General features: G+C 68.6%; 17 protein-coding genes and 6 pseudogenes. 13 read left to right on the top strand and 10 right to left on the bottom strand.

All coding sequences use genetic code 11. The features are described from left to right. Positions 1-349 precede the first annotated feature (349 nt). Complete coding sequence (locus tag ACFV8T_RS33070; protein ID WP_385334789.1) at positions 350-2,035, bottom strand: CocE/NonD family hydrolase; 1,686 nt, start codon at positions 2,033-2,035, stop codon at positions 350-352. 99 nt (positions 2,036-2,134) lie between these two features. On the opposite strand from ACFV8T_RS33070, the gene ACFV8T_RS33065 reads away from it, so the two are divergent. Continuing rightward, positions 2,135-2,851, top strand: a complete 717-nt coding sequence (locus tag ACFV8T_RS33065) for a TetR/AcrR family transcriptional regulator C-terminal domain-containing protein (protein ID WP_385334787.1) — start codon at positions 2,135-2,137, stop codon at positions 2,849-2,851. A gap of 339 nt (positions 2,852-3,190) precedes the next feature. Here ACFV8T_RS33065 and ACFV8T_RS33060 read toward each other — a convergent pair whose 3' ends face one another. Further along, the gene (locus tag ACFV8T_RS33060) at positions 3,191-3,799 is read right to left on the bottom strand and encodes a hypothetical protein (protein ID WP_385334785.1); all 609 of its coding nucleotides are present in this window, start codon (positions 3,797-3,799) and stop codon (positions 3,191-3,193) included. A gap of 124 nt (positions 3,800-3,923) precedes the next feature. Between ACFV8T_RS33060 and ACFV8T_RS33055 the strand changes: the two genes are divergently transcribed. The 4 genes and pseudogenes from ACFV8T_RS33055 to ACFV8T_RS33040 all read left to right on the top strand — a co-directional run bounded on the left by ACFV8T_RS33055 (position 3,924) and on the right by ACFV8T_RS33040 (position 6,464). After that, positions 3,924-4,190, top strand: coding sequence for a hypothetical protein (locus tag ACFV8T_RS33055; RefSeq protein WP_385334783.1), 267 nt, complete (start codon positions 3,924-3,926; stop codon positions 4,188-4,190). Further along, positions 4,190-4,791, top strand: a pseudogene (locus ACFV8T_RS33050) (IS5 family transposase); the annotation flags it as partial. The gene ACFV8T_RS33055 and the pseudogene ACFV8T_RS33050, both read left to right, overlap by 1 nt. Positions 4,792-4,857: 66 nt before the next feature. After that, positions 4,858-5,303 (top strand): annotated as a pseudogene (locus tag ACFV8T_RS33045) (cupin domain-containing protein); the annotation flags it as partial. 393 nt (positions 5,304-5,696) lie between these two features. Continuing rightward, on the top strand, positions 5,697-6,464 hold the full coding sequence (locus tag ACFV8T_RS33040) for an alpha/beta hydrolase family protein (RefSeq protein ID WP_385334781.1): 768 nt from the start codon (positions 5,697-5,699) through the stop codon (positions 6,462-6,464). Positions 6,465-6,559: 95 nt separating this feature from the next. Here ACFV8T_RS33040 and ACFV8T_RS33035 read toward each other — a convergent pair. Further along, positions 6,560-6,998, bottom strand: a pseudogene (locus ACFV8T_RS33035) (transposase); the annotation flags it as partial. A 94-nt stretch (positions 6,999-7,092) separates the two neighbouring features. Beyond that, positions 7,093-7,362, bottom strand: coding sequence for a hypothetical protein (locus ACFV8T_RS33030; RefSeq protein WP_385334947.1), 270 nt, complete (start codon positions 7,360-7,362; stop codon positions 7,093-7,095). Positions 7,363-7,433: 71 nt separating this feature from the next. Here ACFV8T_RS33030 and ACFV8T_RS33025 point away from each other — a divergent pair. Next, positions 7,434-7,901 (top strand): annotated as a pseudogene (locus tag ACFV8T_RS33025) (aldo/keto reductase); the annotation flags it as partial. Between the two features lie 297 nt (positions 7,902-8,198). Here the strand turns inward: ACFV8T_RS33025 and ACFV8T_RS33020 are convergent. From ACFV8T_RS33020 to ACFV8T_RS33005, 4 genes and pseudogenes are all read right to left on the bottom strand, one after another. After that, positions 8,199-9,212 carry a BtrH N-terminal domain-containing protein gene (locus ACFV8T_RS33020; protein ID WP_385334779.1) on the bottom strand — a complete coding sequence of 338 codons (1,014 nt, stop codon included), beginning with the start codon at positions 9,210-9,212 and terminating at the stop codon, positions 8,199-8,201. Then, positions 9,209-10,012: a MerR family transcriptional regulator gene (locus tag ACFV8T_RS33015; protein WP_385334777.1), complete on the bottom strand. Its 804-nt coding sequence runs from the start codon at positions 10,010-10,012 to the stop codon at positions 9,209-9,211. The genes ACFV8T_RS33020 and ACFV8T_RS33015 overlap by 4 nt, the downstream gene beginning before the upstream one ends. Positions 10,013-10,130: 118 nt before the next feature. Next, a pseudogene (locus ACFV8T_RS33010) lies at positions 10,131-10,371 on the bottom strand (IS5/IS1182 family transposase); the annotation flags it as partial. A gap of 326 nt (positions 10,372-10,697) precedes the next feature. Then, positions 10,698-11,612, bottom strand: a complete 915-nt coding sequence (locus ACFV8T_RS33005) for a serine protease (protein ID WP_385334775.1) — start codon at positions 11,610-11,612, stop codon at positions 10,698-10,700. 598 nt (positions 11,613-12,210) lie between these two features. On the opposite strand from ACFV8T_RS33005, the gene ACFV8T_RS33000 reads away from it, so the two are divergent. Genes ACFV8T_RS33000 through ACFV8T_RS32990 form a run of 3 tightly spaced genes read left to right on the top strand, consistent with a single transcriptional unit; the run spans position 12,211 to position 14,552 of the window. After that, a complete protein-coding gene (locus ACFV8T_RS33000; protein WP_385334773.1) occupies positions 12,211-13,296 on the top strand; it encodes a hypothetical protein in 1,086 nt (361 codons plus the stop codon). A 23-nt stretch (positions 13,297-13,319) separates the two neighbouring features. Continuing rightward, the gene (locus ACFV8T_RS32995; RefSeq protein ID WP_385334771.1) at positions 13,320-14,183 is read left to right on the top strand and encodes a DUF3592 domain-containing protein; all 864 of its coding nucleotides are present in this window, start codon (positions 13,320-13,322) and stop codon (positions 14,181-14,183) included. 42 nt (positions 14,184-14,225) lie between these two features. Then, complete coding sequence (locus tag ACFV8T_RS32990) at positions 14,226-14,552, top strand: hypothetical protein (RefSeq protein WP_385334769.1); 327 nt, start codon at positions 14,226-14,228, stop codon at positions 14,550-14,552. 370 nt (positions 14,553-14,922) lie between these two features. Here the strand turns inward: ACFV8T_RS32990 and ACFV8T_RS32985 are convergent, their stop codons facing one another. Further along, the gene (locus tag ACFV8T_RS32985) at positions 14,923-15,222 is read right to left on the bottom strand and encodes a tail fiber domain-containing protein (RefSeq protein ID WP_385334767.1); all 300 of its coding nucleotides are present in this window, start codon (positions 15,220-15,222) and stop codon (positions 14,923-14,925) included. A 131-nt stretch (positions 15,223-15,353) separates the two neighbouring features. Next, positions 15,354-15,569: a hypothetical protein gene (locus ACFV8T_RS32980; protein WP_385334765.1), complete on the bottom strand. Its 216-nt coding sequence runs from the start codon at positions 15,567-15,569 to the stop codon at positions 15,354-15,356. Positions 15,570-16,234: 665 nt separating this feature from the next. Between ACFV8T_RS32980 and ACFV8T_RS32975 the strand changes: the two genes are divergently transcribed. The 4 genes and pseudogenes from ACFV8T_RS32975 (at position 16,235) to ACFV8T_RS32960 (ending at position 19,325) form a co-directional block, all read left to right on the top strand. After that, a complete protein-coding gene (locus ACFV8T_RS32975) occupies positions 16,235-16,933 on the top strand; it encodes a hypothetical protein (RefSeq protein WP_385334945.1) in 699 nt (232 codons plus the stop codon). A 151-nt stretch (positions 16,934-17,084) separates the two neighbouring features. Beyond that, a pseudogene (locus ACFV8T_RS32970) lies at positions 17,085-17,666 on the top strand (IS630 family transposase); the annotation flags it as partial. An 822-nt stretch (positions 17,667-18,488) separates the two neighbouring features. Beyond that, positions 18,489-19,010, top strand: a complete 522-nt coding sequence (locus tag ACFV8T_RS32965; RefSeq protein ID WP_385334763.1) for an ATP-binding protein — start codon at positions 18,489-18,491, stop codon at positions 19,008-19,010. A gap of 69 nt (positions 19,011-19,079) precedes the next feature. Then, a complete protein-coding gene (locus ACFV8T_RS32960; RefSeq protein ID WP_385334761.1) occupies positions 19,080-19,325 on the top strand; it encodes a zinc-ribbon domain-containing protein in 246 nt (81 codons plus the stop codon). Positions 19,326-19,327 lie beyond the last annotated feature (2 nt).

Here is a 19,327-nt window from a genome sequence, read left to right as displayed (position 1 = left end):
CAGGCAATACCCGGCACCTCAACATGCGGGCCTGCCAGTCTCCAGCCCCGACCCTGATGGACACGTGTGGGAGTCGGGTCGGCGCCGCACGGTCAAGCGGACCCGCGCGGGTCTGTGCCGGCTGTACCGCGAGCGGCCGGAAGTACTGACCGCCCACCAGGATGGCGTGGCCACCGGCGTGCTGGAGACCTCCGGCACCGCGGTGGTGGTCAGGATGCCGAGCCGCTGGAGGGACCTGGTCGAGGTGATGGTCCATGTCGCCGCCGGGGCGCGCGAGCAGTTGGTCGTCGAGGAGCGAGCCGGGCCGGACGGCCCGGCTCGTCAGTCCGTTTCCCGGAGAGCAGAGGAATTACGCGAGCCCAGGGCTGAAGGGGAGCATCAGTGCCGAGTCCGCGTGGACCGTGATGCGCACCGGTGTGAAGGTGGTGGCGTCCACCGGCGATTCCCCGGTGCCGGGATTGCGGGCGTAGCGCGGATGGGCGCCTCCGCTGATCTGCCAGCGTAGGCGGTGACCCGCGGCGAAGCGATGGGCGGTGGAGCTCATCGGTACGCTGACCTGCGAGGGCGTATGACCAGTCGTTCGAAGTCGACCCAGCCCGTCACAGACGTTGACTGAGCGGCCTTGTGCGTCCACGTCGCACAAGCGGGTGAAGACATCGGCGTGCCCGGTGTCCGTGGAGATGCTCAGCCGTGCGGAGACCTGGCCCAGGATGTCCACGGGCTCGGTCAGCGGTGGGCCGGTGAACGTCAGGACATCGTCTCGGGCCTCCAGGCTGCTGTTGTCGCGAGGGCCGGCGGTGCGGGAGAGCAGCGGGCCGCCGATGGACGGGGTGGGGTCGGCCGGGTCGTAGCGGAACGTCGTCAGTGGTGCGGAGTCCGTGGCGGCCTGCTCGGTGAGGTGCCCGCCCGGGGCGGGATACCACGAGGTGGCAGCGAGGGCCGGTGGCCAGTTGTCGAGGTCCCGCCAGGTGTTTTCGCCGCCGATGTGCACGCGCACCCCGGTGGGGCGCAGGTCGGATGGGTCGGCGTACAGGTGGGCACGCAGCCAGGCGAGGCTTTCGGCGAACACCTCTGGCCATCCCCGCTGCAGGGCCGAGGTGTGGGTCCAGGGGCCGACGAGCAGGGCGGTCTCGCATCCGGCCCGACGCAGCCGGTCGTACTGCTCGAAGGTCTGGTCGGCCAGTGCGTCGTGCCATCCGGTGATCAGAGCTGTGGGCACGCGGAGCCGCTCTGCCGAATCCGCCAACGACGCGCCGGCCCAGTGGGTGCCCTTGGCGTCCGGGTGTGTCATCACGTCGTCCAGCCAGGGCACTTCGCCCCCGAGGGCGGACTCGTACGCACCGCGCAGGGGCTGAGCGGTGGTGACGGCGCGCAGGCCGCGTTGCAGGCGCAGCGTCGCCCTCAGGAAGGGGGCCATGCCCTGGTGCTGGTAGGTCATGCCCGCGCCGACGGCGAGGGCGTTCTCCAGGCGCAGCGCACCGTCCGCGTAGAACAGGGCGTAGGGGTCGTGCAGCCCTACCTGCACCACCATTGCCTTGAGTTCCGGCGGCGGGTCCAGGGCGAGGGCCCATTGCACGTAGCCAAGGTAGCTGGGGCCTACCGTTCCCAGTGTTCCGTTGAACCAGGGCTGCTCACGCAGCCAGGACATTGTGGCCTGGCCGTCGGCGACCTCGTTGCGCCACAGGTCGAACGCGCCTCCCGAACCGCCGGTGCCGCGGCAGCTCTGCAGGACCACATGAAAGCCCTGTTCGGCGAAGAGCAGGCCGTACTGGGGCGACCATGGCAGGCCGCGGCCATAAGGGGAGCGGACCAGGAGGGTCGGGAAGTCGCCTTGCGTACGCGGGAAGTAGTGGTCCGTGATCAGCAGGCTTCCGTCGGCGGCCGGCACCACCAGCCCCGGTTCCCACCCGACCTCGTGCCGTTTCGCCGGCAGACCTCGCCAGGTCGCCCTCATCATCCGTGAGGACAGCGGTGGCTTCCCGGCAGGTGGCACCCATGCCGGTCCGGCCACGGCGTCGGGCGTGCGTGATGGCATCGTTCCCCTCCTCTATTCTCGTACGATGTACGAGAATAGAGGATGCTTGGATGACCTTCGCAAGAGCCGTCCTGGAAACAGGGGAAGGAGCGCGAGACCGTGCCCAATGACGGAAGGTCCGGCGCCGCGGGCGCCGACCCCGAACAGCTCTGGCTGCGCAGCACCGAACCCCGCAGGGGCCGCAAGCCCTCCTTCAGCCGGGAAGCGGTCACCGCGGCGGCCGTCACCCTTGCGGACGCCGAAGGCCTCGAAGCGGTCACCATGCGGCGGGTGGCGGCCCAGGTCGGAGCCGGCGTCATGTCGCTCTACAGCTACGCCCCCGACAAGGAGACACTGCTGGAACTGATGGTCGACCACGTCAGCGGCGAACTCACGGTCACGGGCCCACCCAGTGGTGACTGGCGTACAGATCTGAAGACCATCGCCCACCTGCAGCGCGCCCACATGCTGCGGCACCCCTGGCTGCCCGCCGCCTTGTCCACCCGTCGCGTTCCGGGCCCCAACACTCTGGCCTTCTTGGAACATGCTCTCGCCGCCTTGCGGCCCACCGGGCTGGACGGTGCAGCGAAGCTGGAGGTCTTCGCCCAACTCACCGCATTCGTGGCCGGACACGTCGCTCACGAGATCACGCAGGCCGCAGCCTCACAATCCCCGGACCGGGTCGCAGCCGAGGCCCGCTACCTCGCCGCTGTCGCCGCCGACGGCCGCCACCCGGAACTCGCCGAAGCCCTCTCCGCCCCCGGACGCCCGCTCACCGCCGAAGCCACCTTCGCCCGGTTCCTGGGCCGCCTGGTTGACGGTCTCGGCGCTGGCTGATGGCGCCCACCCGTGGATGCGTCCTGTCCACGGCACCTCGGAGAAACAAGCCGTCGACCTTGTCCACTCCGCGCGAGCGGAGGCGAGCCGAGATCGCACTCCGGGCCGGCATCAGTCTCGGCCCGTACAACCGGATCGAGCAGGGTCACGCCGTCACACTCGTCGACCCCCTGATCCGCATCGCCGACCCGATCGGTGTGCCGCTCGCCGACCTCGTGCGCGAGGAGTGGACCCGCCGCGGCCGTCGTGCACCACCCGGGAAACGCGGCCGACAACTTCCTCACCCAGGCGCTGCGCGAAGCACTTTGACATGAGTGGACGGGCGACAGCCATCGAGCGCTACGTGTGGTATCTGGAATTCACCTGATGCGAAAGGTCGCGGCAGCTGGCGATGAAGTTGTTTGCGGCTTGCGGAGTGACCACGGTAAGGGTGTGTGCTGCTCTGTCCCATAGGTCTTTCAGCGACATGTAAACGGCCACTGCTCCGGGCTCAAGACCCAGCCTGTGCAAGTGCTCCCATGAAATGTCCGCAGGATGCCATCGAGCACCGTCCGGGGGGTCGGGAATGCGACGCTGATTCAGAGCGTGGGTCAGATCCTCCTGGAGGAAATCCCAGCTGCGGATAACGGCCAGTGCAGGAGAACGGATAGCCGTGATTCGCGCGGACTCGTAAATGTCGAGCGGAATCTCCTCCTGTTCAGGGGTTGGTTCGCCAGATCCCTGAGAGGCCGGATTGTCGGAGTCGGGGTTGGTGGACAGCTCTTCTGCGTTCTGCCGGACCTCCCGCGCGTCAGCCTCGAACTCGATTGCGCCTGCTGGTGTCTCCAATCTGGTCATGCGCGTGAATGCGTACTGAATGTGGGTGCGTAGGCCCCACACCAGGGTGAGTGTGACCATGGGCCACACCAAGGTCTTCACGTATTCCAGAACGAGTTCAGCTGTCTCCACGTGGTGAGAATGTCAGTCTTCAGGCTCGTGGTCGTAATGGGTACGGGGTCTGTGACGGAGCTGAGACCTGGGATGCGCGCCACTGGTTCCGGGCCGGGCATCGTGACGATGCCCGGGAGCCCTCATGGCACGGAAGACCTTCAAGCGCGGATGGGCCGGCAGCCACCTGCACAACCCCCGCGAGGTCCTGCTCCGGGCCGTGTGGCAGGAGGACGCCTGGCCCGGCGTCCTCGCCCTGGCGGCCTCGGGCGTCGGGTCCCGCGCGGCGGACCTGGTGCGCGTGTGTGTCCTGGAGGAGCGCGCCGCCGGTACCTCCTGGGCGCGGATCGGCGAGCCGTTCGGCCTTTGGAGATCGTCTCAACTGGCTCGATCACTGGGCTGGCGGCCGTGATGGCGATGGTGGAGCGGCTGGTGCCGGACGGGTTGTGGGAGTCGTTCCAGCGGGTGGTCCCGGTTGCTCCGGTACGACGCCAAGGCGGTGGCCGACGCCGGTATTGGGGACCGTCAAGTGCTTGCGGCCATTGTGTTCGTGGACACGACGGGCCGACGTGGCGCCAACTACCGGCGGGCTTCGGCCCGTCCGGGCCGGTCGCACACCGACGGTTCACCGAGTGGAGCCGGGCCCGGGTCCGGGGCAGGCTCCACCGCCTGGTGCTGGACGAGCTCGGCGCGCGCGGCAACCTCGACTGGTCGCGGTGCGCGATCGACTCGGTGAACATGCGGGCGATGAAAGGGGAGACCTAACAGGTCCGAATCCCGTAGATCGCGGCAAGAGAGGCTCAAGAATCCACTTGCTAAGCGAGCGGACCGGTCTGCCCCTCTCCGTCGGCATCTCCGCCGCCAACACCCACGACAGCCAGGGGCCGGAGCCCCTGGTGCGGGGTATCCCGCCGATCCGCTCGTGGCGCGGACCGCGCCGACGACGGCCCCCCAAGCTCCACGCGGACAAGGGCTACGACTACGATCACCTGCGCGGCTGGCTCCGGTCAAAGGTGCCTCGCCAGCAACATCAGCCAGGCCGTCGGAAGAAGCGTCGCGACAGCCCTCAGCCAGGGGCGGTGCTGCTACTGCCGCTGGCCCGTATCTACGACGTTCCGCTGGACGACCTCGTGGGTGCCCCGCGCACCGGCGACCCCCGGATCCACCTCAAGCCGATCAGTCGGTTCGGAATGACCTTTGTGCCCCTGTCGCGGCGACCGGGCGGTGTGCACGCGTTCAAGATGATCACCCCGCCCAGCCGGAACCACTCGAACCGACCCCGCAGACCCACGAAGGCTTCGAATGGCTCTACGTGCTCAACGGACGCCTGCGACTCTTGATCGGCGACCGCGACCTGGCGCTGCCGCCCGGTGAGGCAGCCGAGTCCGACACGTCCTTGCCCCACTGGCTGGGCAGCGCCGACGGCGGAGTGGTTGAGCTTCTCATCCTGTTCGGCCTGCAAGGGATGCGTGCGCACATACGCACCGGCCCTCATCGGTCGTCTCAGGCCGCGAGTCGACAGTGAACTCGGCGAGAGATTCTGTATTCCCGTCAGCAGTGAGCCTCACCGCGCGAACGCCGCAGTCGGCAATGTCGCGCCCGCGGAGATCGGCCAGGCGCCGAACGCCAGTGGACACGGCAGACCGTGTCGCTCCGGCGTCCCCTCTGCTCGGGCGAGTCGGAAACGACCGCGACGATGCGGGCCTGTCTGGAGTCGTGATCACGCGGCGGGGAAAAGGATTGGACGGGATGATACTCAGGCTTATAGCTTGCAGTTGACCGTGACGCCACCCGAGGAGGTGAGACCCATGAACGCTGTATCGACGTGGGTGCTCCCCCTTCCCGTCACGGCCGGCGATTGACGTAGGTGTCGCCGGGAGCGCCTCGACAACAAGGCACTCCGAAAGGCAACACACCTATGCACTCTCTGCAGTTCACCGCCGAGTCGTCGTCGAACGGCATGGTCGAGCGCGACTTCACCGTGGGCGAGGTCCCTGGCGTTCTCTGGTCGCCGGCTTCCGGCGCGGCCGATCGCGCGCCCCTGGTCCTGATGGGCCACGGCGGCGGCACCCACAAGAAGCATCGAGCGATGGCGGGCCGCGCCCACCTTCTCGTGAGCGGCTGCGGCTTCCATGTCGCCGTCATCGACGCGCCCGGTCACGGCGACCGGCCGCGCACCGCGCACGACGAGCAGGAGATCGCCGAGCTGCGCAAGGCGCAGGCGGCAGGCGAGTCGGAAGGCCCGATCGTCGTCCGTTACAACGCCCGCCTGGCGGAGCTCGCCATACCCGAGTGGCGGGCGACCCTGGACGCCCTTCAGGAACTTCCGGAGATCGGCGCCGATGGCCCGGTGGGCTACGTCGGCATCGGCCTGGGCACCGCGATCGGGGTGCCGCTGGTGGCGATCGAGCCCAGGATCACGGCCGCGGTCTTCGGCATGATGTGGCCCGATGCCCTGGTCGAGACGGCGAAGCAGATCACCATCCCGATCGAGTTCGCCATGCAGTGGGACAACGAGCGCATCCCGCGCGAGGCCGGCCTCGCGCTGTTCGACGCCTTCGCCTCGAAGGAGAAGACGTTGCACGCCAACGCGGGCAAGCACTTCGACTTCCCCAGGTTCGAGGCCGACAGCGCGGTCCGGTTCTTCGCCCGGCATCTTGGCCGGGCGGTCACCTCACCGGCCTGAAGGTGAGCGGTAGCGGCGTCGGTCTGCCCACCGGGCGCCGCTACCGCGGCCCGGGTTGAGGCTGCGTATCCAGATGATGGATCCACGTAGCCGGAGCCCCGCCATGCCCGGATCTTGTTGATGCAGCGCTCCACCGTGTTGCGCTCCTTGTGCTCCTCGGCGTCATGGGCCACCGGCCGACCGCCGTCCCTGCCACGCTTCTTGCGGTTCGCAGCCTGATCGGCCTCTCCGGGATGACCGCCTTGATCCCACGTCTGCGCAGGTAGGCCCGGCTCGCCCGCGAGGAGTACGTCCTCTCGGCAGCGACCGCGTCCGGTCGGGTGCGCGGACGGCCCACCGGCCCGCGCACCCTGACCTTCTCCAACACCGCGACGAACCGGGACCGTCGGCGGTCTGCCCAGGCGTGAGCACGAACGCCGGCGGGCGACAGCGCCGGTCTGCCGCAAGGTGGACCCTGCTGGTCAGCCCACTGCGCGAGCGCCCCAGCGCCGCCGCCCTGCGCCGGGCCCGGCAGCGCCGACGCAGCCGTCGGCGCCCGGCTATGAAGCGACGAGGGCAACGTGCCTGAGCGGCAGCGGTAAGGCTGCCGGGAGAGCCGCGGGTGCGTGCATGGCAGCCCTTGGATACTTCAGGTGGCGCCTTGCTGCTTCAGCCCCATGACCAGCAGGTCGACGAGGCGGCGCGCGTTGTACCGGGAATCGGCTCCGATGCACAGATTGCCGATGCCGCGCAGGAGTGAGTACGCGGTGACGTCTGCGGGAGCCTCATTTTCCTGCACGGCTGCCTCAAGCAACGCCGAGCACGCGGGGACCATGCGGTCGAGGAAGTAGGCGTGCAGGGTCTCGAAGCGCGCGCTGTCGGACTGCAGTGCCTCGGCGAGCCCATGCTTGGTGACCAGGAAGTCGACGAACAGGTCGATCCACTGCTTCAGGGCGGCGTGGGGCGAGCCGGCGGAGGCCAGCAGAACCGGAAAGCGAGGTTCTGCCCCTCGCCGAGGAGTACGGCCTCGGGGTGCTCGTGTGGAGCCCGCTGGCGTCCGGCTGGCTGACCGGCGCTGTGCGCGAGGGCCGCGAGGTCACCACGAGCAGGTCGGCATTCATGCCTCAGCGCTTCGACGTCTCCGTTCCGGAGAACCGGGCCGAGATGGACGCCGTCGAGAAGCTGGCCGCGCTCGCCGACGCGTCCGGCATCACCGTGATCCAGATGGCGCTCGGCTTCGTGACCGCCCACCCGGCAGTCACCGGCGCTCTGATCGGCCCCAGGACCATGGACCACCTGCACTCCCAACTGGCCGCCGCTGACACCACCCTGTCCGCAGAGATCCTCGACGCCATCGATGCCATCGTGGCACCCGGAGTGGACCTTGCTGCACAGGAGAAGAACCCGACTCCCGCGCCCTCAATCACAAATCCCGCACTGCGACGCCGCGCTCCCTGACCCAAATCTCCTCTCTGCAGGAAGCGGGCTGTCGTCATGTCCACCTGGTCGCCGCGGCCCCTCAAGACGGTCGCCTCCACCGGCGATCTGCATGTCGCCCCTACCGTGAAGACGGTGCGACGCCCAAAACCCTGATCTGGGTCCGGTCCGTCGTCGCCCACAACAGCATCTTCGTCCGCTCCGCGAACCCCAGCTCTCGCTGGTTCGCCGCCGCCATGCGTGAACGCGCGCTGGCATCGTCCGCGACGCCGACCACGAAGGCCCGGCGACGTTCACCACTGTCACCGACGAAGGCTGTCAGGGCTGGATCACTCTTGGGGTCTCACTCCCCAGGCAGCTCAGCGCCTGCATGGCCTCTCGCTCTATACGTGAAAGATCATCGAGGACCGAGCCGGCCTGGACGAGGCACTGCCCACTGCCCGATTCGCCAGCTTTCTTGATCAGTGCTGCCGCTTCCGTCCACAGGCCGGCTGCCTCGGCGTACAGCGTGTGGCCGGTGCGCAGATGGCTGCTGTCGAGCAGATGGGTGCATTCGGCGAGGAAGTCGCGGTAGAGGTTACGGAACAGGGCTCCGCCGGTGCCGGCCTTCTCCATCAAGCGGGCAGCCTGCGGCAGGTCCCGCTGCGGGGCGTCGGTGCGCTGCAACCATGTACGCACCAGCTTGCCCGCCTTCTCAACGCCTCGGTGGCCGAGGTTGGCAATGGGCGGGTTGAGGAAGGCGTCGGCGCAGGCGGTGATGGCGGGGATGATCCGGCCCTGGGGGGAGGGCGGGTTCCTCGGTACGGTGAGGGTGAAGGAGCGGTGCTTGGCGGTCATCGGGCCGCGCGCGGCCCTGGCCTGGGCGAGGCTGGTCAGGCTGGTGGATACTGCTCCGCCTTGCTGGTCGGTGTCCACCAGGTAGGCGTTGTGGTCGTCGTAGCCGTACATGGCTACGACGTGGCCACCGAAGTGGACCTTCGAGCTGAAGTAGTCCAGGTAGTAGCTGTCGAGCTGCAGCCCGACCGGGCGGCCTGCGTCGATGGAGGCCACCACGTTGTCCCATGCCTTGCGCGGGGAGGTGGTCTCCTGGACCAGGAGCTCCAGCCCGAGTCCGGTGGCCAGATTTCTGGTGAGGTCGAAAGGCTTGACCCGTCCCCCGAGGAAGGGGAAGCCCATGTTCTTGCCGTCCCAGTAGATGAACGACAGACCAGCGCCGAGGCCGAACAGCATGGGCTCGGACAGATCAAGTCCTTGGTGCCGCAGCAGCACCCCCAGGGCTGTCGTCTCGCAGTGCTGCGTACCCCGGGCATCGATGTCTATTACCGCGGTCATGCCATGCTCTCCTGGACGGGGATGATCAGTCGGGTCATCAGTTCTTCTTGCGGTGCCTCTGCCGGTCCGACGAGATAGGCTTCGCGTACGGGTGCTTGCGGGCGCAGTCCACGCTCGTGGATGGCGGCGAAGAGCGCGTTGTAGGCCAAAGGCAGTTGCGCGTAGGGCCCGATGTGCATGGTCTCGGCAACGAGTCCGCCGGGCAGCACCTCAAATTCCAGGCCGGGCACTTCTCCCTGCGGGGTCTGCGCTCCGACGGTGATCTCCATCCGCTCTTCCAGATCCAGCGGGTACAGCCCCCACAGCAGCGGCTCCCATGCGATTCCCGTCCTACCGAGCACAGGCAGCAGTCGGCCCACGCACTCCTCGAACTTGCCTCCGATCTCCGCAGGGGTGCAGACCGCTCGCACCACTGCCAGCCGTCGCTCCGGCTCTCTGTTCATCGTCACCTCATAGCCGGGCAGACCGCCCTCCGTCAGCCGCTCCAGCATCTCCAGCCGGGCCTGGTCCCTGCTGATCCGCTCGGCCAGCCGGTCCCGCTCAGCGTGCAGGATCTGTGCCCTGCGCTCAGGCTCGGCAGCCAGCGCCTGGGCGATCACAGCCAAGGGAAGGTCCATCTCGCGGAGCAGGGCGATGGTCAGGGCATCACGCGCCTGTTCGGGTGCGTAATAGCGATAGCCCGAGCTGACGTCTACGCGGACCGGGGCCAACAGTTCTATTTCGTCGTAGTGCCGTAGCTGTTTGACGCTGAGGCGGCACAGGCGGGCGAAGCGCCCGATGGTGAGAAGTTCATCTTGCACACCGTCATGGTGGACTCTCCCACGATGGGAGAGTCCAGCGCTGCCTCAACGGGGTCTCAAGGACGTCCTCTTCGCCAGCGTCATCGTTTCGGGCGTACGGGTCGTACAACGAGCACAGTCCGAGTCCCTCGTCGGGGCGGTGGTGCCGGGGCGTCGTCCTTTTTCGGGACACACGGCTTCTTCTTGCGGGCCCCGGCCGCGTGCTGATGAGCACGGCAGGACGTCGAGTCGACACTGACCATGCTCCAGTCGATCCGGTCTCCCAGGTCGGCATCCGCCTGGACGGCGCGCAGGATCCGGTCCCACGTGCCGTCCGCCGACCAACGCCGGTGCCGTTCACAGACGGTCTTCCAGCCGCCCCGCGCCGGGAACAACGAGCCGACAAACCGACAGTCACATGAGCCGCCGGACAGACCCTGGCCCTCCTCGTCCTGCTGGACGGCGTCGAGCCGGTCTGGCGGGGCACTTGCCCAGGTGTTCGGTGAGCTTGGTCGCGAAGGGGTGAATATGACGGGTCCGGGTGTTGAGTTCGGAGCAGTGGGTGGGGACGGTCCTGGGGTGGAGCTGTTGGGGCTCGGGCGGGGATTCCGGGCGGTTGAGGATTCGTCCGGTAGCGGCTTGGGGCGAGGGCGGCCGGGCGGTCACTGACCGTGGACGAGCCTTGCTTGCCCCCTCAGGTGTCAACTCAGCGTGCCGCTACCGCTGTCGGCTTCGCGAGCGTGCAGCCCGTGGCCGACAGGTTGAGCTTGTTGCCGGTCGTGAAGCAGGCGGGGATGCCGTAGGTCTCCTGGGCGTATCCGGTTCCCTGACGGATGGTGACGGCCCCCTGCTCGTTTACCTCGCAGGGGTTGTCAAGAGTGCAGCTTTCGCCGTTCTCGTTGATGGTGTTGTTGATCGCCGTGACCTGCCCGGTCGTCGTGTCGATGACCGGCGAACCCGAGGTGCCCCCGATGACCTGGCATTCCGGGGTGTAACGGACGGCGTCCTTCCATGTCCACTGGCCCTCCTTCAGGCGGTACGCGAATCCGTCGACGGAGCAGGAGTAGACCCGCTTCCAGTAGCCGGAGACCACGTCGATCGCGTGCCCCTGCACCGGGTGGGTCGCGGACAGCGTCAGCGGCGCGATTCCCGTGGACTGCTGTATCTGGGCGTAGGTCCTGGTCAGTTGGTAGAGCGTGACGTCCGTGTCGGTCATCGTCGCGTAGACGACTTTGTTCGCCTTGAGCGTTCCGGCGGTGCCGGCCGAGGCGTTGAGCAGCGTGAAGCTGCGGGTGGAGGACTGGTTGGTGATGACCTGACCTGCGCTCGGGAGGCCGGTTTCGAGGCAGTGGCCGTTCGTCATGACCAGTCCTGGGTCCGTCGCCTGCGAGTTCGGCATGCGGATCAGGGAGCCTGAGCAGTTACTGAGCGCCACGGTGCCGGCGAAGGAGGAGGCTGTCACCGAGGCGGGCGTACTGTCGGGGTGCACGGCGGCCGTCGCGGCAGTGGGGGTCGCCCCGCTCACGCGGTTGGGTGCTGCGGCTGCCGTGCCCGTGGTGGCTGCCAAGGCGGCGGCACCGAGGGCAACGGCGGTGAGGGTGGCGAGGAGAGGCTTGCGCATGGTGATGGTCGGTCCTCTCGGTTCGGTCCGGAAGCCCGGTGGCCCCTGGACGGTGAAGGGTGACCGCATTGTCGGCGTACAGACAAGTTCTTCGCTACCCCGCAGCTCTGTCCTGGCTCCTTTCGCTCCCTTGACGGCCACCGCACCGTGACTGTCTTTCTTGGTCATGGGCACACAACGGCCGACCGTCCCGGCACCTTGAGTTGGCTCCGGTGCCCTAGTAGGGCTTGGTCAGGTCGGCATCGGTGTGGGTATGCCGCGGTGGCGGGTGGGGCATGCGCCGGCCCAGGTGGCGAGGAGTAAGTGAGCGGTTGATTCTCGGTTGTCCGTGACTCTCGCGGAGTGTGAATGAGGGACCGTTGAGGCAGGTGAGGCGAGCGTCTTGGAAGCGCTCTTCTGCGGGGACGGGCAGGGCGGAACATGTCCTGGGACTGTCTCGTCCCAAGATGGGAGGGCACATCGGCTTGGCTCCTGTTCTCGGCGTCGCACGCCTGGGCACGTGCCGCTTGAGGAAGGCGGTCGAGGCGATCCCGTCGTGACCGCGAAGGGTCATCCACAAGTCTGTCGGTCGTCATCCATGACGGGCACAATCAGCCACATGACGATCACCGCGGGCGCGCCGCCCACGCACAACTCGCCTGCCGACCTCGCCCTGGGGTTCCTGACGGGCGGGGTGATCGGGGCGTCGCTGACCGCCTTCATCGGCGGTTGCATCGTCGAGAGGGCGCCGCTGATCGTCACGGGGCTGGTCCTGCCCGCGGTCTACGGGCTGGTCTTCCTCCTCGCCACTCAGCCGCGCCGGGCCCGGGAGGCGGCCGTCGTACCGCGTACGGCGCTCGCGGTGATCGAGGATCTGGAGGCCGTCGGGGGTGGTGAGGCCAGCGACGTGCCGGTGCGGTTCGAGCTGTCCGTCGCGCCGGACGACGCGCCCGCGTTCCGCGTCGAAATACGGCAGGACGTCAACCTCGTCGAGCTCCCCGACTACCGGGTGCGCGGGGTCGTGGTGGTGGAGTATCCGCCCGACCGACCGTGGAAGACGCGGATCATGAAGCGGCCGACGCCGGAGTGGGAGGAGCGGGCCGCCATGGCCCAGGTGGACTCGGTGCCCGGCCCTGCCATGAAGAGCGACACCCCGGTGGGCTGTTTCGGTGGGCTCCTCACTCTCCTCGGGCTGCTGCTCGGCGTGGCCGCCGTGCTCGTGCTCTTCCGTACCGACCTGTTCGACTCCCCCGAGGGCGGGAGCGGCGCCCCCGAGCCGTCCGTCTCCTCCTCGTCGTCCACGAGCGTCGTGACGTCGGCGACGGGCACGGTCACGCTGGGGCCGGGCCAGTCGATGCTGGACAAGGGTGAACTGCGCAAGGCCGTCGAGTCGTTGACCGAAGGCGGGGACGAGCGCCAGGCACTCACCGTCGTCGTGCAGGACCGCCTGCTGACGGTCGTCTTCTCCCCCACCGGCGCGACGACCGCCGGGTTCGACCCGAGGTCCCTGCCCTACGATCGCGTCCCCGGCCTGGTCGAGGAGGCCAGGACCACCCTCGGCGTCGACTCCCCGCAGAGCTGGCAGCTCACCGCCGACGGCGTCACCGGCTCGCTCACGCTCGGAGTCGTGGTGACCGGCGGCGGGGGCACGGGAATGCTGGAGGCGGACGCGCGGGGCAAAGTGCTGCGGCGCAGCGGCAGTTGATCGAATCGGGCGGAGGAGGGCGCATGGGGTGGGACACGTTTCTGGCGCTGTGGTGTGCGGTGTGGGGCGCAGTGGCGGTGGTCGGGTTCGTCCGGTCGCTGGCCGGGGTGACGAAGGCGCAGCGGACGGTCCGGCTCACGGGGTGGATCGCGCGGGTGCGGGAGCCGCGGCACGGCGGGTCCCGGAAGGGCGGGATATCGGTGGTCGTCTCCTACCGTGACCCGGCCTCCGGTCAGGAGGTCACCGTCACGAACGACGGTGAGCGCGGCGAGATGATCACCTCCGCGTGGGAGGGCCGGGAGATCGGGGTCAGCCACCCGCGAGGCAGACCGCACGCCTACCAGTTCTCCAACACACCGAAGGAGTCCGATCGTGGGCTCGGCTGGCCGGGTTTCGCGGTCCTCCTGGTCTACGTCGGGCTGGTGGTCCTCGCCGTGCTCCAGTGGGGGTGGCCGTGGGCGCTGATCGGCTTCGGCGGGACTTGGGCGGTCTCTGGCGCCGTTCACCTGCCCGGGGCGATACGCGCCAAGAACCGCCGCATCGAGAGGCTGGCTGCGATGGAGACCGTCCCGGGACGGGTCGTCGCGGTCCTCAAGGACGTCAGCGTCGACCAGGACGACGGTCACGTCTCGACCACGATCACCCCGGTCGTGTCGTTCACCACCCGCGAGGGCAGGGCCGTCACGGCCTACTGCACGTCAAACCTTCCGGACCCCGCCGGCGCGTACGGCCGTGACGTGACGGTTCATTACACGCCCGCCGACCCGGCCGAATTCACGCTGGACCGCGCGGCCGAACACCGCTCGGAGGAGCGGGAGGTGACGTTCAGCGTCCTGGTGTTCGTCGCGCTCGTGGCGACGACAGTGGTGGGAGTGGTGTTCCTCTGAGGCCCAGGACGGGCGCTGGACCGGGTGTGTACCTTCTCCCCCATGGAACCGTTCACGTTCGACTACGGGAACCTGCATGCGCGTGTGGACCGGGGGGTGTTCGAGCTGTTCAACCTGGACAGTTCGGCGCACACGTTCCGTGTCCCGCTGCGCTGGCTCGGGGTGTCGCTGCACTACAAGAAGCCAGACCGGCCGGGCACACTGTACTTCGGCGTGGTCCGTGATCCGCAGGCTGCCCTTTACAACACCGACCGGCTCGCCCTGCGGTACTCGACCTCGCCCGCGCTCCAGGTGCCGCCCGGCGACGAGCCGTTGTTCCGCGCCTGCTTCACCGAAGTGGCGCGGCTCGCCGACCGGTCGGTGGTCTGACCTGGAACGGATGGACTTCGAGCACGACACCGTGCGCATGCGGGTCGACCGCGCAATCTTCGAGGTGTTCCGGCGCAACCGCGTCATCGGGTCGTACCGGGCCCCTCCGCACTGGGTCGAGGCCCGCGCGGAGACCCGCAGGGGCGGTGTGACCCGGCTGCAGGTCCGCCGGGCGAGTCCACCGGTCTTCGCTTCCCGTGCCGCGCACGGTGGGCCCATCTGCCGCGCACGATCCGGCACGGCAGATGGACGCGCCGGCCGGGGCGGTGCGGCGGTGCGCATCTCGTGCAGCCGCCCCGCCCGTGCCGGGCAGCGTCTGCCATCCGCAACCGCTGCACCCAGCCACAGCCAGGCCCAGCGGTTGAGACGGTCAGACCCGCGGGATCTCCGCACCAGGTGCGTGAGCTGCCGGTTCACCCTTCTGCGCCCGGAGTTCCCTGACCTCAGCCTGAAGGTCTGTGAGTTGGCGGTGAAGTGCCTGAATCGCCACGATCGCGACGCCGTTGGCGTCGGTGCAGCAGATCGTCCTGTCGTCGGCTCCCAGGCCCAGGTGGGCCCGCCAGTCCTGTGCCATCGGCCCCAGGTGGCGCACTTCGTCGTCCTCCCACCGGTACCGCCATGTGCTCACAGGCAGGCCGACCACCGCGGCGAGGACATCGAACCCGTTCACGCCGTCACCCGCCTCTGCCACTGTTTCCCGGGAGGCTGTGGACGTCATTCCAGCGGGATGGGGTGTGTCGGGGTGCAGGCGCGCCCGGTACGCCCGAATGCCGGCGATCCGGGCGCGGTGAAGGCGTTCGGTCAGCGATCCCATCGCACCGGGCTCACGCTGGTCTTTACGGCCCGGTCCGAGAACAGCAGACTGCCCAGCGGGACGAACTGAGCGGAGACCTCGGGGTCGTCGTCGGCCGGGGCGGCGCTGTGTTCCACTGCCCGGACCTGCGCGGGCTCGGCGGCCTCGGCCGCCGAGGCTGCGCCCAGGCACACCGACACGGCGGCGATCGCAGCGGAGGACACTGCGGCAAGCCGGGTAGCTGCGGTAAGAGACATGAAGCACGCTCCGGGTTGGTCAGAGATCAGATCAACCAGGCAACGACACCGCCCCCCGTCGGTCACGAGCAGCACGACCACATGTTGACGAGACCCAGGGATCCGAATCGGAGCGCTTCGCGAAGAACCCGAGCGAGGAAGTCGTTCGTAGTCGTTCCGGGATGGTGAACAACGGCTGTGTACACGGTCCGCCCGCCCTCCTCACGCCGGGGCCAGATGATGTGCGGCCGGGTGCCGGTGGCGCCCAGGCCGAAGCCGTGCCGACCGACACCGCCCCGGCTGGTGAAGAGGACTCAAGTGGTCGGCTGGACCCGCGCACCGCCTGCGCCTGCGCCTGACGGGAGAACCCTCCCGGGGCACGGGTCCGGACCCCGGCACGGCCGGTGGGTTGTCACCGGGGCCCGGGTGCTGCGGCTGCCGGAGCCGCTGGATCTCTCGCAGTGTCCCGGCGACTCGCGCGGTCCCGGACATGCCCCCTTGAGCTGAGGTCGGTGCAATCCAACGCCGTTTTTTGGAACCGAAGTTGCTGAGACAGGACCCGGACATTCGCAGGATCATTTCAGGATCGAATCGGCCCTAGTGTCATCGGTGTCAGCAGGAAACACCGCAACCGACAGTCGCTGGAGATCATGATGCGTTCGCGTCTCGCCGCCCGTTCCGCCCGTCTCGTCCTGGCCGCCGCGGCCGTGACGGCCCTCGCCGCCACCACCACCGCCTGCGACCCCGACGACGTCGCGGACGCCGGCGTCTCCGCGGCCCCCTCCGCCGTCGCCTCCGCCGGCAGCGGCGGGAGCGACAGCTCCTCCAGCGACACCCCCTCCACCAGCGGCTCCTCCGCCGGCGGCTCCAACTCCAGCGGCTCCGGTTCCAGCGGCTCCACCGACAAGACCGTCGACTCCGGCGACGGCAAGAAGGGCGGCTACGGGCAGTCCTGCGGCACCAACGACCTGGACTTCACGATCACCTCGGAGTCCCAGGCCGGCGGCTACTACCTCGTCACCGCCAAGGCCAAGTCCGGCATCACCTGCTACCTGGAGATCAACACCCCCAGCGTGTCCTTCGGTTCCGGCGCCGACGGCGTCGCCTCCCCCGTCGGACAGGGCGGCGAAGACCCCATCAAGCTCACCGGCTCCACCGTCGCGTACACCGGCATCAACCCCAAGACCACCGACAGCAATGCCGGCAAGGAGTTCGACAACGTCATCATCGCCACCACCGACGACGACCCCAACCCCGCCGAACTCAAGCTCCCCGACACCACCAACGTCGACAAGCCCATCGTCACCAACTGGGCCACCAACCGCGCCGAGGCCGTCCCCGTCATCGTCTGACGAGCCGGACCGGGGCCGTCGATGTCGCGCTCCACACCACGGCGTCCGTCGACACGGTGCCCGTCATGCTCGCCGGTATCCGTGCCCCCCGCCCTGCCCGGGTTCGATCTCGCTCCGGCCCGGCGGTGGCTGACCGCGCTCGCCGCAGCGGGTGGCTGGGACTGCGACTGGGACATCCCGCCGGCCTACGGCACCGCCGAGATCGGCGCGGCCATCGGCCGTCGACAGAGGCGCGGACAGAGCTCGACTCGCAACGGGTGCGACGAACAAGGATGTTGCTGCCCGGCTCGGTATCGAGGCGCACACGGTCAGCCGGTGGCGGGCCCGGTTCGTCCGCGACCGGCTGGAGGGCCTGGCCGATGAGCCACGGCCGGGCGGCTCTCGGACGGTGAGCGATGAGCAGGTCGAAGAGGTCGTCGTGCGCACGCTGGAAACCTCGCCGAAGAATGCAACGCACTGGTCGACGCGGGAAATGGCCCGGCAGACCGGGCTGTCCCAGTCGACCGTCTCACGTATCTGGCGGACCTTCGGACTGGCACCTACAAGCTGTCCAAGGACCCGCAGTTCATCGAGAAGGTCCGCGACGTCGTCGGGCTCCACCTCGCCCCGCCGGACCGGGCACTGGTGCTGTGTGTGGACGAGAAGACACAGATCCAGGCGTTGGCCCGGTCGGCCCCTGTACTGCCGATGATGCCGGGGATGGCCCGAGCGCCGCAGCCATGACTACGCGCGAGGCTGAGTGACCACGTTGCTGGGGCCGTCGCCGTAGTGGCCGGGTGTCAGGACGAAGGCGAGAGGGCGGCATCGTCCCTCGACGGCGTTCCGCAGCACCGGATCGACCTGGTTCGCCCCCCGAACGTTTCCCTTTTGAGGTTTCTCCCGTTCTGGCTCAGGTTGTGTGATCCGCGCACTGCGAGTGACGATTGAACTCCCTGCGGTGCCTCGGGAAGTTGCCGCAAAACGAGCAGTGACAGGAGTAGCTGGGCCGACAGTTCGTGGCTGTGAAAGAGATCCTGCTCCGGCTGGAGGAGCTGTTGTTCCCGTCGATCGCGGACGTCGCAGTGCTGTCGGTCGACGCGAACAACCCGGGCCACGGACGCGGCCGACACCATGAAGCGGACCGGCAGCAGATCGCCGGAATGCTCGTCGTGCCCTCTCCCGACGCCGGCCGGGAGGACCTGCTGCGCTTCTCGCGGGGCAGGCATACGGGAAGAAGGCGCTGGTGGTCGGGGACGACCCGCAGATGCTGCTCACGCAGGCGTGCCTCCACGGGCTGCGTGCCCAGCTGTGTGACGGCGTCGACTCGCTGGACGGTTGTCTGCCGCCGCAGGTAGCCGGAAGGTCACGGAGGCGCTGGAAAAGCCGCAGCCGGCTGTCGCGTGACCGTTCCAGGCGCCGGGCCCCGGGAATGTCATCACTGCCATGCCCGGGGCCTGTGGTGTGTCCCACTCGGGTTCACCAATGAGATGCCGAAGCCGTACCAGTTTTCTGCCGTGCCCGTTCTGTGACGTGATCGGCACCGGCCCGCGGCCCGCACACCGTTAGTGTCGGGTCCATGATCGTATGGCTCAATGGCACCCATGGCGCAGGCAAGACGACGACCAGTGCGCTCGTGCAGCAGCTGATCCCGGATTCACGGGTGTTCGACGCCGAGAAGGTCGGCGAGACGCTCATGGACATCACGCCGGGGCTGCCCTGGACGGGCAATTTCCAGCACTGGCCGCCGTGGCGGCCGCTCGTAGTCGAGACCGCCCGCCACGTACTCGACTACACCGGCGGCACTCTGGTGATGCCCATGACCGTCCTGGTCGAGCAGTACTGGCGCGAGATCAGCACAGGCCTCGCCCGACATGACATTCCGGTACGGCACTTCGTCCTCCACGCCGACCAGGACACCCTCCGCGGGCGCATCGAGGGGGACACCGTCATGGGACCCTCCGCATTCCGCCTCGAATACCTTGAGCCCTACGCCGAGGCGGCCCGCACGTGGCTGCACGACAAGGCCGAGGTCGTCGACACCACGCACCTCACACCCGCCCAGGCCGCCCTGCAGATCGCAGAGGCCGTCAAGGGCTGAGGCTTGATCCTCCCGCCACGCGTTACCCGGCATGCAGCGAGGGCATGTCAGTGGCGCGCCCTACGGCGCGTGTCCATCGCCACTCAGTGGCATCCGGACCGGAACACCGGCCTGGACCTGGCACGGGTCGGTCCCGGCTCCCGCAAAGCGGCGTTCTCGCAGTGCGACGACGGACACGTCTGGCAGGCTCAGGTCCACTCCCGCGTCGCCGGGGGGGGGGGTCCCCCGCGAAGGGGGGGGGGTGTCGCGCGGGCGGAACACGTTCCGCCAATACTCGCCCTGGCGGGTGGCCCCACGGATCTCAAGCACATTTGAAT

This window comes from Streptomyces sp. NPDC059832 (assembly GCF_042731715.1).
In the GTDB taxonomy this organism is placed as follows: domain Bacteria; phylum Actinomycetota; class Actinomycetes; order Streptomycetales; family Streptomycetaceae; genus Streptomyces.
This window is presented reverse-complemented; position numbering and strand designations above follow the sequence as displayed.